This is a genomic window from Pseudomonas sp. MYb2 (assembly GCF_002979955.1).
Classification (GTDB): Bacteria; Pseudomonadota; Gammaproteobacteria; order Pseudomonadales; family Pseudomonadaceae; genus Aquipseudomonas.
The window spans coordinates 73,069-86,491 of sequence record NZ_PCQC01000003.1 but is presented as its reverse complement, the minus strand read 5'-3'; the positions used below and the strand labels follow the sequence as shown (position 1 = coordinate 86,491).

General features: G+C 54.5%; 11 protein-coding genes. 7 read left to right on the top strand and 4 right to left on the bottom strand.

Going from position 1 to position 13,423, the window contains the following annotated elements:
- The first annotated feature begins 6 nt into the window (after positions 1-6).
- The 3 genes from CQ009_RS05580 to CQ009_RS05570 are packed head-to-tail and all read left to right on the top strand — an operon-like array spanning position 7 to position 3,505.
- Positions 7-672: a YjbF family lipoprotein gene (locus tag CQ009_RS05580; protein WP_105705146.1), complete on the top strand. Its 666-nt coding sequence runs from the start codon at positions 7-9 to the stop codon at positions 670-672.
- Positions 672-1,430 carry a capsule biosynthesis GfcC family protein gene (locus CQ009_RS05575; protein WP_105705145.1) on the top strand — a complete coding sequence of 253 codons (759 nt, stop codon included), beginning with the start codon at positions 672-674 and terminating at the stop codon, positions 1,428-1,430. The genes CQ009_RS05580 and CQ009_RS05575 overlap by 1 nt, the downstream gene beginning before the upstream one ends.
- Positions 1,427-3,505 (top strand): YjbH domain-containing protein, encoded by a 2,079-nt coding sequence (locus CQ009_RS05570; protein ID WP_105705144.1) that lies wholly within the window; start codon positions 1,427-1,429, stop codon positions 3,503-3,505. The genes CQ009_RS05575 and CQ009_RS05570 overlap by 4 nt, the downstream gene beginning before the upstream one ends.
- 781 nt (positions 3,506-4,286) lie before the next feature.
- On the opposite strand, the gene CQ009_RS05565 is transcribed toward CQ009_RS05570, so the two are convergent.
- The 3 genes from CQ009_RS05565 to CQ009_RS05555 form a co-directional block, all read right to left on the bottom strand.
- Positions 4,287-5,681, bottom strand: coding sequence for an undecaprenyl-phosphate glucose phosphotransferase (locus CQ009_RS05565; protein WP_064392775.1), 1,395 nt, complete (start codon positions 5,679-5,681; stop codon positions 4,287-4,289).
- A gap of 392 nt (positions 5,682-6,073) precedes the next feature.
- On the bottom strand, positions 6,074-6,715 hold the full coding sequence (locus CQ009_RS05560) for a winged helix-turn-helix domain-containing protein (RefSeq protein ID WP_064392773.1): 642 nt from the start codon (positions 6,713-6,715) through the stop codon (positions 6,074-6,076).
- 277 nt (positions 6,716-6,992) lie between these two features.
- A complete protein-coding gene (locus CQ009_RS05555) occupies positions 6,993-7,730 on the bottom strand; it encodes a winged helix-turn-helix domain-containing protein (RefSeq protein WP_105705143.1) in 738 nt (245 codons plus the stop codon).
- Positions 7,731-8,318: 588 nt separating this feature from the next.
- Here CQ009_RS05555 and CQ009_RS05550 point away from each other — a divergent pair.
- Positions 8,319-9,152: an undecaprenyl-diphosphate phosphatase gene (locus tag CQ009_RS05550; RefSeq protein WP_105705142.1), complete on the top strand. Its 834-nt coding sequence runs from the start codon at positions 8,319-8,321 to the stop codon at positions 9,150-9,152.
- A gap of 51 nt (positions 9,153-9,203) precedes the next feature.
- On the opposite strand, the gene dusA is transcribed toward CQ009_RS05550, so the two are convergent.
- Positions 9,204-10,223 carry a tRNA dihydrouridine(20/20a) synthase DusA gene (gene dusA / locus CQ009_RS05545; RefSeq protein WP_105705141.1) on the bottom strand — a complete coding sequence of 340 codons (1,020 nt, stop codon included), beginning with the start codon at positions 10,221-10,223 and terminating at the stop codon, positions 9,204-9,206.
- Positions 10,224-10,325: 102 nt separating this feature from the next.
- Here dusA and CQ009_RS05540 point away from each other — a divergent pair, with 102 nt between their 5' ends.
- The 3 genes from CQ009_RS05540 (at position 10,326) to CQ009_RS05530 (ending at position 13,421) form a co-directional block, all read left to right on the top strand.
- Positions 10,326-11,477, top strand: coding sequence for a site-specific integrase (locus tag CQ009_RS05540; RefSeq protein ID WP_105705140.1), 1,152 nt, complete (start codon positions 10,326-10,328; stop codon positions 11,475-11,477).
- A 178-nt stretch (positions 11,478-11,655) separates the two neighbouring features.
- A complete protein-coding gene (locus tag CQ009_RS05535) occupies positions 11,656-12,543 on the top strand; it encodes a sce7726 family protein (protein WP_158260950.1) in 888 nt (295 codons plus the stop codon).
- A complete protein-coding gene (locus tag CQ009_RS05530; protein ID WP_105705138.1) occupies positions 12,504-13,421 on the top strand; it encodes a sce7725 family protein in 918 nt (305 codons plus the stop codon). Before CQ009_RS05535 ends, CQ009_RS05530 begins: the two co-directional genes overlap by 40 nt.
- Positions 13,422-13,423: the final 2 nt, after the last annotated feature.

Sequence of the window (13,423 nt, the reverse complement as noted above, 5' to 3'; positions counted from 1 at the left end):
CCGACTTTGAACATTCTGAAAGTTGGCCTGTGCCTGATGGCGGCCTCGTTGCTGTGTGGCTGTAACCCTTTGATGAGCGCTTCGCTGAACAACCTCAAGGCTGCGGTCGTCGGCCCCGACGAAGTGGACGTGACGGCCGCCGAAGTGGCTGCGGTCAACTATCCGCAACTGAAACTGACCACGCCGTCCGGCTCCGGGGTGTTGGCGCTGATGCGCGAGCGTGAAGACCTGCAGTTCTGGGTCGCGTCCGGCAAACAGGTGCTGTTGCTGCGCGATGGCCTCGCCGTGCGCAGCGTCGGCCTGGGCCTGGAAGGCGATCTCGATGGCACACGGCTGTCCGACGATTCGCCGTTCAAACAAGGTCTGCATCACGTGGCGGACGGTTTCACCACGCGGCGCTGGATCGACCTCTACAAGGGCCAGGAAGTTGGGGTGATCGTCAACAGCCGCTTCTCGCGCCGCTCCGAGCAAACCCTGCAGATTCTCGACAAGGAATACACCGTGCTGCGTGTCGATGAACAGATTGACGCGCCGGCCATCGGTCTGAGCGCGACCAATCATTACTGGGTCGACCCGCGCGACGGTTTCATCTTGCAGAGCGAGCAGCAACTGACGTCGCAGTTGCGCGTCAAGGTCGTGCAGCTGACGCCTGATCGCAGGCACCTGCCGTGATGCGCCTGAGGATGTTATCGGCGGGCCTGATGTTGCTCGCCAGTGTCAGTCAGGCGGCGGTCACGGTGTCGGGCGATGTCGCCAACCCCGGGCCGGTCCCGCTGCCACCCGGCGGGCGCCTGCTCGATGTGATCGGCGAAGCCGTGCCGAATGCCGAAGGCTATTGGCTGGCGGGCGGATTGCTGCGTCAGTCGCTGATTGAGGAGCAGACACGGCTGAAGGTCGGCGTGCTGTTTGATCTGGATGTGCTGCAGCGCATGTCGATGCTTTTCGATCGTCCGAGTCGAGCGGCGTTGGCGCAGCGCATGGCCGAGGAAGTGCGGCAGATGCCGGTAACCGGGCGGCAGATCGCCGATCTCGATCCGGTGGCGTTGGAAGTCGGCTTCGCACGCAACATTCGTCTCGACGATGGCGATCGTCTGGTCTATCCGAAGCGCGTCGACGAAGTGCAAGTGCTGGGCGCCGTCGCCGAGCCGTGCCACTTGCCGTATCAGCCGTTGCAGGAGGCTCGTGAGTACCTGCAAGGCTGCTCGATTCTCAGCGACGCCGAGGCCGATTATCTGTGGCTGATTCAGCCCAACGGCGCCTCGCAACGGGTCGGCATCGCCCACTGGAATCGCGAGTCCGGGCACTTTCCCGTGGCCGGCAGCAAGATTCTGGTGCCGCTGAAAAATGATGATCTGGATCCGCCTCTACCTGAACTGAATCAGCAGTTGGCCGAATTTATTGCCACGCAGCTGGCCGAGGTGGTTCGTTGAAGTTACGTTTTGCAGCTGTGTTGTTATTGCCCTGCGGTCTGGTCCATGCCGAGCCGCGCATCACCCAGAATGACTTCGGTGGCACCGGTCTGTTGCAGACGCCGACCGCGCGTATGGCGCCGGCCGGCGAGTTGAGCGTCAACGCCAACCGCACCGAACCGTACAGCCGCTACAGCGTTTCGTTGCAACCGCTGGACTGGCTCGAAGGCTCGTTTCGCTACACCGCGATCACCAACCGGCCGTACGGCTCGGAGGCCCTCAGCGGCAGCCAAAGCTATAAGGATAAGGCGGTCGACGTCAAAGTCCGGCTGTGGCAGGAGAGTCACTGGCTGCCCGATGTGGCGCTGGGTTTCCGAGACATCGGCGGTACGGGTTTGTTCTCCAGTGAATTTTTCGTCGCCAACAAGCGCTATGACAATTTCGATTTCAGCGCCGGGATTGCCTGGGGGTATCTCGGCAATCGCGGCGACATCGATAACCCGCTGGGCTATGTCAGCGATCGCTTCGACACCCGGCCAGAGCTGGAAGGCACCGGTGACGTCAACTCGGGTTCGTATTTTCGTGGCCGACCTTCGTTTTTCGGCGGCGTGAGTTACCAGACGCCGTGGGATCGCCTCAGCCTGAAACTCGAATACGAAGGCAACGATTACAAGAACGAACCGAAGGACAACATCATCAAGCAAGACTCGCCGATCAACCTTGGCGCGGTGTTCAAAGTCACCGATTCGATCGACCTCAGCGCTGCGTGGGAGCGTGGCAATACGGCGATGTTCGGCGTGACCTTCCACACCAATTTCGTCAGCCGCAAAGCGCCGGCCAAGACTTACGACCCGACCCCTGAACCGCTGCCGGCGAAGGTACCGACCACGGCGATGGATCAGGTCGATTGGGCCAACGTTTCGCAGCGCCTGCAGCAGAACGCCGGCTACAAAGTCGAGCGCATTACCCAGCGCGATTCCGAGTTGATCGTCTACGGCGAGCAGCAGCGTTACTTCCATTCGCCCAAGGCTGTCGGGCGGGCGAGCCGGGTGCTGGATAACAGCGTCAACGACGACATCGACTGGTTCACCGTGGTCAACAAGCGCTACGACTTGCCGGTGGAAGAAACCAGCGTGCCGCGCCAGACCTTCCGTGAAGTGATCAACAACGAAGAGCCGCTGGTATCGCTGCACCGCACCACCGAAATCAACCCGGCGATGCCGCACAACGAGAAAACCCTCTACACCGAAGCACCGCAGCATTTCAGTTATGGCGTGGGCCTGGGCTTCAAGCAGAACGTCGGTGGTCCGGATGGTTTGCTCTATCAATTCACCGCCGATGCCGACGCCGAGTACCGCTTCAATCGCAACACCTGGTGGAACGGTTTGCTCAGCACCAACCTGATCAACAACTTCGACAAATTCGTCTACGACGCACCGAGCGGTTTGCCCCGTGTGCGCACGGATTTGCGTCAGTACCTGACCACCTCCAACACGACCATGCCGTTGTTCCAGGTCAGCCATGCCGAGCAATTGGATAAAGACCTGTATGGCATGGTGTATGGCGGTTATCTGGAGTCGATGTTTGCCGGTGTGGGCGGTGAAGTGCTGTTCCGTCCGACCGGTGAGCGCTGGTCGGTGGGGGCGGATATCAACTGGGTGCGTCAGCGGGATTTCGATCAGGGCTTTGCGCTGCGCGATTACTCGGTGGTGACCGGGCACATCACTGGTTATACGGATCTGCCGTTCGATACGCTGGCGGCGGTGAGCGTCGGGCGATACCTGGCCGGGGATTGGGGCGGCACGCTGGACATCTCGCGCGAGTTTTCCAATGGTGTGCGCTTTGGTGCCTGGGCGACGATCACCACGGCGAGCAGCGCCGAGTATGGCGAGGGTAGTTTCGACAAAGGCCTCTATCTGTCCATCCCGTTCGACGAAATGATGAGCATGTCGACCATGCGCCGCGCCAACCTGGTGTGGGCACCGCTGACCCGTGACGGTGGTGCACGTTTGAACCGCAGCTTCCAGCTGCACTCGATGACCGATAGCCGGGAAGGGGACATGTTCTATCGCAATTTCGAGAAGATCACCGAGTAAGCGCGGATCTCCGAAGCACCTCTGAAACCTGTGGGAGCTGGCTTGCCAGCGATGAGGTCGGCACATTCAATATTGATATTGGCTGACCCGCCGCCATCGCTGGCAAGTCGAATCGTCGCACCGCAGCTCCCACAGGTTATGTGTCTAGCCACAAGGCTTGAGCCAACCACAAATCCCCTGTAGGCCTTCGCCTGCTCGCGATAGCGTCAAACCAGTCGACAATCCCTGTTGCCTGACACACCGTCATCGCGAGCAGGCTCACTCCTACATTGGTTATTTGTCACGCCACAAATCCCGAGCCAATCCCGAATCCCTGTGGGAGCTGGCTTGCCAGCGATGAGGTCGACACGTTCAATATTGATATTGGCTGACCCGCCGCCATCGCTGGCAAGTCGAATCGTCGCACCGCAGCTCCCACAGGTTATGTGTCTAGCCACAAGGCTTGAGCCAACCACAAATCCCCTGTAGGCCTTCGCCTGCTCGCGATAGCGTCAAACCAGTCGACAATCCCTGTTGCCTGACACACCGTCATCGCGAGCAGGCTCACTCCTACATTGGTTATTTGTCACGCCACAAATCCCGAGCCAATCCCGAATCCCTGTGGGAGCTGGCTTGCCAGCGATGAGGTCGACACATTCAATATTGATATTGGCTGACCCGCCGCCATCGCTGGCAAGCCAGCTCCCACAGTTTTTGCATCCATCCAAGATCCGATTCCATCCTCAAATCCCAGGCACAAAAAAGGGGACTTTCGTCCCCTTGCGGTGTGCAGCGTTGAACCTCAGTAAATGTCCTTCGACAGCAACGTAAACGGCGTCTTCACCAGGATCTTCAGATCCAGCCACAACGACCAGCTGTTGATGTACTGCAGGTCAATCTCCACACGCTTCTGCATCTTGTCGAGCGTGTCCGTCTCACCACGGCAGCCGCTGATTTGAGCCAGCCCGGTGATCCCCGGTTTAATCCGGTGACGCGCCATGTAGGCGAGGATTTTCCCCGAGTAGAAATGGTTGTGCGCAACCGCGTGCGGACGCGGGCCAACCAATGCCATGTGTCCCTGCAACACGTTGAACAGTTGCGGCAATTCATCCAGCGAAGTGCGGCGAATAAAGCGACCGACTGCGGTGATGCGCGAGTCATTGCGGCTGGCCTGTTTCACGTCACGGTCATCGTGAACACGCATCGAGCGGAACTTCCAGACCTTGATCACCTTGCCGTTCCAGCCGTGGCGATCCTGCTTGAAGAACACCGGCCCCGGCGAGTTGATCTTCACCGCGAGGGCGATGATCAGCAGGATCGGACTCAGCGCAATGATCGCCAGAAACGCCACGGTTTTCTCAACCAGACTCTTGCTCAAAGCCGCAGTAGGGCGGCTGGTCAGCGGACTCTCGTTGAGGTAAATCGCCGGCAGGCCGTCCACGACTTTCACCGAGTGATTGAGCAGCGTCAGTGCGTTCAGATCCGGCACCCAGACCACGTCGACGTTGGCACCCAGCAAATCGCCATAAATCGCTTCGATTTTCGCGGCTTCGCACAGCGGCAGGGTGATGTACAAACGACGGATGTCATGGGCTTCAATCAGCTTCAGCAAGTCTTCCTGAGCGCCGACCACACGCGGTGCATCTTTACCCAGCGCCGACACATCACCGTTGCTGACCAAACCTACCAACGGCAGATTCTCCAGCTGACTGAGCTTCTTCGCCAGACCCAGCGCCAGGTCGCCCGTGCCAACGATCAGCGTCTTGTGTTCACTTTTGCGCGAGCGCTGGTAGTACTTGGAAAACGCATGCAACGGCGCATAGAGAAATGCCTGACCGAGGAAGCCATACACCGCCCAGCTCAGAATCACCTGCCGCGAAAACAGCTCATCGGCCTGGCAAACAAACGCAATGCAAGCCAGCGCGGCCATGGTCATCGACCACCCCATGAACAGCCGACCCAGACCGGTCAGGTAGTTATCGCGTTTGCGATAAACACCGCTGAACGTATACGCCGGCACCGAGGCCAATACCGCAAGAGTGGCGCACATTCGGTAGTAGAACGCGACCGTCCCGGTGTGATGCTCGGCGAGGATGAACAGCAGCGTCACGACAAAGCCCTGCGCCAGCGCCCATTGGCCCCAAAAGGTCAGTCCCTTGAGGCCTGTGCTTCGATTGATACTTAGAGAAAGATCCATACGGTATCCCCAAAAGACGTCCATTCAGGTTTCAACAGTTGAAATCCGAGTTGTTATGCAGACTTATTGTTTTTGTTTTAACGAGTGTCCTGAGGTAACAACATCGATATGCCGAACTGTCGTCAGTCAATAGACTAAGTTATTGGCTGGAATGGTGTCTGACGAGTTCTAACAAGATGGCACAGTGCCAACTTTTTAATAATTAAATAGAGCAGTGTTAGAAAAGGTCGCAGAGCAGGGGGTGAATAAATGATGTTGTATTTGTTACTGTTGGAGGGTGGAGGCAGGGAATTGTCAATTCAGGGAGGAAGATGAAGCCAAACAGAGTGCTCTTGTTGTTTTTGTAATCGCACTTGTATCTGTTTGTTTTGTTCGCGGAATCGGCTGCGTGTTTACGCAACGATTTCCTGAATGAGGCAGTAACCGCGATTTCTTACAGCACGAAACAGGCGCTCACCATTACTGGCGCTTTTGAATTTGTCTTGAAGGCGACTCAGGCACATTTCCAGACCGCGATATTGCTCGGGCTCTCGACCGATACTGAGGATCAACTCGTCTCGGCTGACAACGCGCTCTTCATGATTGAGCATTTTCCTCACCAAAGCTGTTTCCAGACCAGTCAGACTGATCTCGATACCGTCTTTGACCAATGCACCCTGATCATTGTCGAGATGCCAGGTTTCGCTGCAAGGCAGATCGCCTTCAATGGCTGGTGGCATATTGCTGCTTTCGCCAGTCAGTGCCGGGATGCTTTGAAAAGGATTGGCGGTTTGCGCAGCCAGCCATTCGGACTCAAGAGTCGCTAGGATTCGCTGGGTATCATGCTCAATACTGCGAGCAACATTCTTTCGACTGACGCTTGGATATGTGAACTCCATCACCATTGGCGCGGAGGAGGGCGATGCAACACCTTCAGAGTTGCCAAACGAATTGAAGCGTTCGCTGGACAACATGCTTTCCAGTTCACGTTGCGACGTTGTGCTGTGAGTCACGACAACAAAATATTTCCTTGGGAGGGTTGTACTAGTTTCCATGTCTCTCTCCTAAATACACACCAAAATTGGCTAAAAGATAAATCGGCAGGCGAGCAATGACTTCCTCGGAAGTAATCGATAGGCAGGGTCTGGGCCCAAGAATGGCCTCGATAAATTCCACTCGAACTGCTGCTATGTTATGGAGTTTTATTGTTATGGGTCGTGTTGCCGCGCTCATTCAATTGCTTGATTTCTAATAGGCGTGAGATGCAGATAGAACGATATGGTTGCATTAGACGATCCTTCGTACGCATGCAAAAGGGTGGCTGCCCTTGAGTCAGGCAGTCGATATCAGACCCCGCAGCAGGCGATAGCCATAGCCGCGAATGCTCTGAATCGCGTTTGTACCATACATGTCCTTGATTTTTCCACGCAAGCGGCTGATCGATTTTTCCAGCGCTCGAGGGTCGTAGAAATTGGTGTTCAGGCCCATGATGCTGGCGATTTCATCATGGCTGAGTATGTGATTACTGGTTTGCGCAAAGGCTTCGAGGATCTTCATCTCGGCAAACGAGATGTCGAGTTTCTTGCCGGTGTCCATCAGGCAGATACGCGTCGGATCAAGCGTGAGGTTGATATCGCGCTGCCACTCTTCACTGCTGAAGAACTCACTCAGCAAATCGGCACCGTCATCGGCAACGGTATTAAGTTTGATACACGCGTCCGCGCCGGCAAGATAGTATTTGATCTTGTTGAATGCACCACGACCGGTGATGACCGCGCAAATGATCGGTTTCAAGTTACCGTTGCGCAGGTTCTGCACCAACGCCAGATTGTCTTCCAGCGCCTGTGGGTTGTCGATGACCAGAAAGATGGCCCGATAAGAGCCGCAATATTCATTCAGCTGATATGAGCTAGTGTAGGAACTAGCCTCAAGTGCCATCTCAGTGTGCACATGCTTGGCGACCAGCGCTCTAAAATGTTCAGCCACGCCACGGGTACGACCCAGAGTGAGAACACCAGGTTCGTCATTTGTCGGGCGCGGGCTTCTAGTCGCTAAGTTCCCTGAGAGCATCGTGCATTGACTCGAATTAGTGCTGACATCGGGATGTTAAAGCACCGGTTCTCATCTGTGACTGACAATTGGTAACATTTGCGCGGATTTTAGACGTGTCTCGCGAGTTTTCTAACAATAATTAAGCTTTTCAAGCTTTTAGTTGATTTTCTCGGAGGGGTGAACTACTGCTTAGATGGTGGCGATATGCAATGGTGCCACTATTTTGAGCTTATTGCGATGGCTTTGTCCATGTCCAATTGCCACTGTCTGGCCATCTCTGGATAATGTGATATTGATCACACTTTATTGCCAGGGCAACTTTTTTCTGCAAAAAGGCCTAAATATTTTCTGAGTAGTTCGTCAGCCGACGATTACTAACATGGCTTGAGTGTGACAATTCATAAGACCTATTCTTTGTGATCAAAAGATCGTCCGATCGCGGCCCGAACCTTCGGCAACTCCTACAGGAGAATGCATTACAAATGTAGGAGCTGCCGAAGGCGGCGATCTTTTGATCTTCATATGCGCCAATTGTGTAACTTCAGATACTCAACCCCTGAGTGTTATTACCCGGTCGCTCGCCAAGAGCGCTCTGACGGAGGATTAATGGATTTCTGGACCCTTTTCCAGGTGTTGATATTAGGTGCGGTAGAAGGCCTGACCGAGTTCTTGCCGATCTCGAGTACCGGCCACCAGATCATCGTCGCCGACTTGCTGGAATTTGGTGGTGAACGCGCCATGGCCTTCAACATCATTATTCAACTGGGTGCCATCCTTGCCGTCGTCTGGGAGTTTCGACCGAAGATCTTTGAAATCATCAAAGGCCTGCCAACTCAACGCAATGCACAACGCTTCACCCTCAACTTGCTGATCGCCTTCCTGCCCGCCGTGGTCTTGGGCGTGCTGTTCGCCGACGCGATCCACGAATACTTGTTTAACCCGATCACCGTCGCGGTGGCCCTGGTCGTCGGCGGCATCATCATGCTGTGGGCCGAACAGCGCAGCCATGTGATCAGCGTCGAACACGTCGACGACATGCGCTGGTCCCACGCACTGAAAGTCGGATTCGTACAATGCCTGGCGATGATTCCCGGCACCTCACGCTCCGGCTCGACCATCATCGGCGGCCTGCTCTTCGGCCTGTCGCGCAAAGCCGCCACCGAATTCTCGTTCTTCCTCGCCATGCCCACCATGGTCGGCGCCGCCGTCTACTCCGGCTACAAGTACCGCGACCTGTTCCAGCCCAACGACCTGCCAGTCTTCGCCCTCGGCTTCGTCACCGCATTTGTCTTCGCGATGATCGCCGTGCGTGGGTTGCTGAAGTTTATTGCCAACCACAGTTATGCCGCGTTCGCGTGGTATCGGATCGCGTTTGGTTTGTTGATTCTGGCAACGTGGCTGTTTGGCTGGGTCAACTGGACCGCAGCAGCGGCCGCCTGAATGCTGACGCCAGGCGGAGCAATCCGCCTGGCGCAGTGTAAGAGGAGGGGATTAACGCCCTTCAAGCAACTCGGCAGCCTGATCCAGCAACGCCAACGGATCCTTGGCCTTGTGAATATCCACCGACAACAACTGACGGAATTTGCGCGCCCCCGGGAACCCCGTGCCCAGGCCCAGCACATGCCGGGTAATGTGATGCATCGCGCCACCGGCCAGCAAATGCTCGGCTATATAAGGACGCAACTGCGCCAACGCCTCAGCCCGACTGATCACCGGCGCCGAACTGCCGAACAACTGCTGATCCACCTCCGCCAGCAAATACGGATTGTGATAAGCCTCACGGCCCAACATCACACCGTCGAACGTCTGCAAATGCTCATGGCAAGCCTCCATCGTCTTGATCCCGCCATTCAGCACAATCTCCAACTCCGGAAAATCCGCCTTCATTTGCGCCGCCACGTCATAGCGCAACGGCGGAATGTCACGATTCTCCTTCGGCGACAACCCCTCCAGAATCGCAATCCGCGCATGCACGGTAAAACTGGTGCACCCGGCATCGCGGACGGTGCCGACGAAATCACACAACTCCGCGTAACTGTCCCGACCGTTGATGCCGATGCGGTGCTTGACCGTCACTGGAATCGACACCGCGTCTTGCATTGCCTTCACACAATCCGCCACCAGTTGCGGGTGACCCATCAGGCAGGCGCCGATCATGTTGTTCTGCACACGATCGCTTGGGCAGCCGACGTTCAGGTTCACCTCGTCGTAGCCGTGTTCCTGAGCCATGCGCGCGCAGGCGGCCAGATCCAACGGAACGCTACCGCCCAACTGCAACGCGAGAGGGTGCTCGGCTTCGTTGTGGCGGAGGAAACGCTCGTGATCGCCGTTGAGCAGCGCGCCGGTGGTGACCATTTCGGTGTAGAGCAGGGCGTTCTTCGACAGGAGGCGTAGGAAGAAACGGCAGTGACGGTCGGTCCAATCCATCATCGGCGCAACACTGAAGCGTCGAGACGGCTCGGAGCGGGGCTGGCTAGTATTTACGGGCGCTTCAGGTTTTTCGAAATTCATTGATACTGGTCTTTTATACAGCGGTTTTTACCCATTTTTCCTTGTTTTTCGAAGTCGGTTGCTACATTGTAGCAAGTGAATTCGGCAATGTAGCAACTGGAAATGGGCACGATCACATCACGCAAGCGCAAGGACAACTCGACGGCCTACACGGCGCAGATACGGATCAATCGGGATGGGCGCACAGTTTATCAGGAAAGCCAAACCTTCGACCGCAAGCAGGTCGCTCAGGCATGGATCAAGCGGCGTGAGACGGAGCTGGCCGAGCCTGGTGCAATTGAGCGCGCGAACCGCAAGGGCGTAACGATAAGGAAGATGATTGAGCAGTATCTGGACGAGTACGAGAAGATCCGGCCGCTGGGTAAGACAAAAAACGCAACACTCAATGCGATCAAGGACACATGGTTGGGTGATCTCGACGACTCGGCGCTGACCAGTCGGAAGCTGGTGGAGTTTGCACAGTGGCGGATGAGCAAAGAGGGCGGTGGCGTTCAGGCGCAGACGGTCGGCAATGATCTCTCGCACTTGGGCGCGGTGCTGTCAGTGGCGCGGCCTGCATGGGGCTATGAGGTTGATCCGCTAGCGATGCCTGATGCGCGCAAGGTGTTGCGTAAGCTGGGTATGGTGAGCAAGAGCAAGGAACGCAACCGGCGGCCGACGCTCGAGGAGCTGGACAAGCTCATGGCGCATTTCTTCGAAATGCAGGAGCGCCGCAAGGCTCAGATCGACATGCCGAAGGTGATCGCCTTCGCGCTCTTTTCGACACGTCGGCAGGAAGAAATTACAAGGATTCGCTGGGATGATCTCGACGATTCGCGACAGGCTGTACTGGTGCGCGATATGAAGAATCCCGGTCAGAAGATCGGCAATGACGTGTGGTGTCATCTGCCAGATGAGGCATGGGCAATTCTGCAGAGCATGCCCAAGGTCGAACGAGAGATCTTTCCCTACAACGCAAAGTCGGTCTCGGCCTCTTTCACCAGGGCGTGCCCAATGCTCGGCATTCAGGATTTACATTTCCATGATTTGCGGCATGAAGGGGTGAGCCGGCTGTTTGAAATGGACTGGGATATTCCGAGGGTGTCGAGCGTGTCTGGCCATCGAGATTGGAACTCACTTCGTCGCTACACGCATCTGAGAGGTCGCGGGGATATATATAAAAGCTGGGCATGGCTTGAGCGAGTCCTGTCGGGCATGAGGAAGGCAGGAGTTTCCATTTCCTCCCTCACGGTCGATAGGCATGATCAAGTATAAAAAGATTGACATGTTTTCGTTTTGAGGTGATATCGTAATGATGTCATTGAGCTGCGCATCTCGTCTCAAAATTCGATGGCGCTGGAGGGAATCTTGCTAAACTGCGAGGTTGGCGGCGCTGTTAATGAGTAACGCCCGTTTTTAGGGGCTTGAGATGGGTCTGATAGGTAAGCATGAGATGTTGAGTACCAAGGACGCTGCGAAAATTTTCAGCAGCAAAGGTATAAATGATGTTGCTCATGGCGACTTTGATTTTGTATTAAAGGTTGCAAATGCATTTGGTGATGCTCTAGGAGACGTTTTCAGTGTTGAGGACGTTTTTCAAGAGTGCTATCGGCGGCTAAAAAGGAGCTATAAGTTTGAGTACTATATAAAGAATGTAATCGCCGAGAAAATTTTACTTGGTCGTTATTCCTTGAATACGGCTACGCTCTTGAATGAGTTCCGCGTTGGGGAAAGCAAGGCGGATAGTGTAATTCTAAATGGCATTAGCACGTGCTACGAGATTAAATCCGAGTACGACAGTCTCAATCGGTTAGAACTTCAGTTGTCTTCTTATTTGAAAATATTTGACAAGGTAAATGTTGTCACTACTGAAGGGCACCTGGGCAAGGTTGAGAAGATAGCTCCAGAGTCTGTAGGAATATTACGTCTTGGTAAAAACGACGTATTAACTGCTATTCGGCCGGCATCACTTTCTTCAGAACCCATGGATGTGGATATTTTGATGGCCTCGCTGCGTCGCAACGAGTACCTTTCCTTGGTCTATGAGTTGTGTGGGCAGATTCCTGTCTCAACAAATACAGGAATTTATGATGAATGCAGGACGCTCTTGCGTTCCGTGGATTCCGCTAAGTTACGACCCGCATTTTGCCGTGTTGTCAAAAAGTCGCGCAAAATCGACAAAGGTTATGTCGAAAATTTGCCAAAAAGCTTATTAGTGGCGGGTATTGAGTATCGCGTTCCGGTTGCTAGTAAGGCTCAGTTGCTGCAGAACTTGAAAATACATTTCAGTAAGGAAGCTCTATGTACTACCCCATACTCAAGGCGAAGCGTCACGAACTAAACACTTTATTCGATCTTGCTCCGATTCTGCCTGCAGCTAAGTACAGGCCCGTAATTGAGCCTGTGAATGCGAAATATAAATCACTGATCGAAACTATCGAGCAATTACACAGTTATTCTGTATCGCCGCTAGTAGTGATTAATCCATCGCAAGGGCACTTTTCCAAGAACTCGTCTGCTGGGCTCTTCGGTCAGCTACAAGCAGATCCTAAGTCGGCAAATAAATTCGTCCCCTGTATCAAAGTGAAGGATGCTGCGGACAGTGTAGCGCTAGGCTTGCTTGCATCCTACCCTAATGCCGCTCTATATCTCGAAAACGATATCGGTGCTCGCTCCCTAAGCATTTTGAATAGTGCTTCCTGCGTGCTGCTAAATCAGCAAAAGGTTGATGACACTATTGTCGATAAGCTGAAAAACGTCGTGGTGTATGCAGATAGCTTCGCTAAAAAGAAGCGTAACGCCGACTATACTTCCCAATCCTTCTATTCTGGATTACATGTTTCTTACAAGAAAAAAAGCAACGTATCTGGTTTTGGTGATTTTACGATCATGGGGGAGGAGTACCTAGATTCCGGCGGCCCAGCGTATGTTGTAGCCATACATGTTTCCTATATTGATGGTGTTGCTCCTAATTCGATGTATGTGCATCATTACTGTTCGACGGTTGATGATAAGCTTCCTACAAACGCAGGCGGTAAATATAAAGAAGCGTTGGTGAAAATGTTCAAATTCATCGCTGCCAATCCTACGGTTTATGACAATACATTAGGTTTGAGCGAGTTCCGTGCGTCTCATTCTGTGATGCATTTTCCGGGGCTGGGGTTGGTCAAGGAAATGTCTATGAAGCATCATATCGAAAGCCTTTGTAATTATATTTAGAA

Bases quoted from the DNA above. Each gene is read 5' to 3' on its own strand.
- CQ009_RS05575 (WP_105705145.1), top strand. From the start codon at position 672: ATGCGCCTGAGGATGTTATCGGCGGGCCTGATGTTGCTCGCCAGTGTC.
- CQ009_RS05565 (WP_064392775.1), bottom strand. From the start codon at position 5,681: ATGGATCTTTCTCTAAGTATCAATCGAAGCACAGGCCTCAAGGGACTG.
- CQ009_RS05560 (WP_064392773.1), bottom strand. From the start codon at position 6,715: ATGGAAACTAGTACAACCCTCCCAAGGAAATATTTTGTTGTCGTGACT.
- CQ009_RS05555 (WP_105705143.1), bottom strand. From the start codon at position 7,730: ATGCTCTCAGGGAACTTAGCGACTAGAAGCCCGCGCCCGACAAATGAC.
- CQ009_RS05550 (WP_105705142.1), top strand. From the start codon at position 8,319: ATGGATTTCTGGACCCTTTTCCAGGTGTTGATATTAGGTGCGGTAGAA.
- dusA (WP_105705141.1), bottom strand. From the start codon at position 10,223: ATGAATTTCGAAAAACCTGAAGCGCCCGTAAATACTAGCCAGCCCCGC.
- CQ009_RS05540 (WP_105705140.1), top strand. From the start codon at position 10,326: ATGGGCACGATCACATCACGCAAGCGCAAGGACAACTCGACGGCCTAC.
- CQ009_RS05535 (WP_158260950.1), top strand. From the start codon at position 11,656: ATGTTGAGTACCAAGGACGCTGCGAAAATTTTCAGCAGCAAAGGTATA.
- CQ009_RS05530 (WP_105705138.1), top strand. From the start codon at position 12,504: ATGTACTACCCCATACTCAAGGCGAAGCGTCACGAACTAAACACTTTA.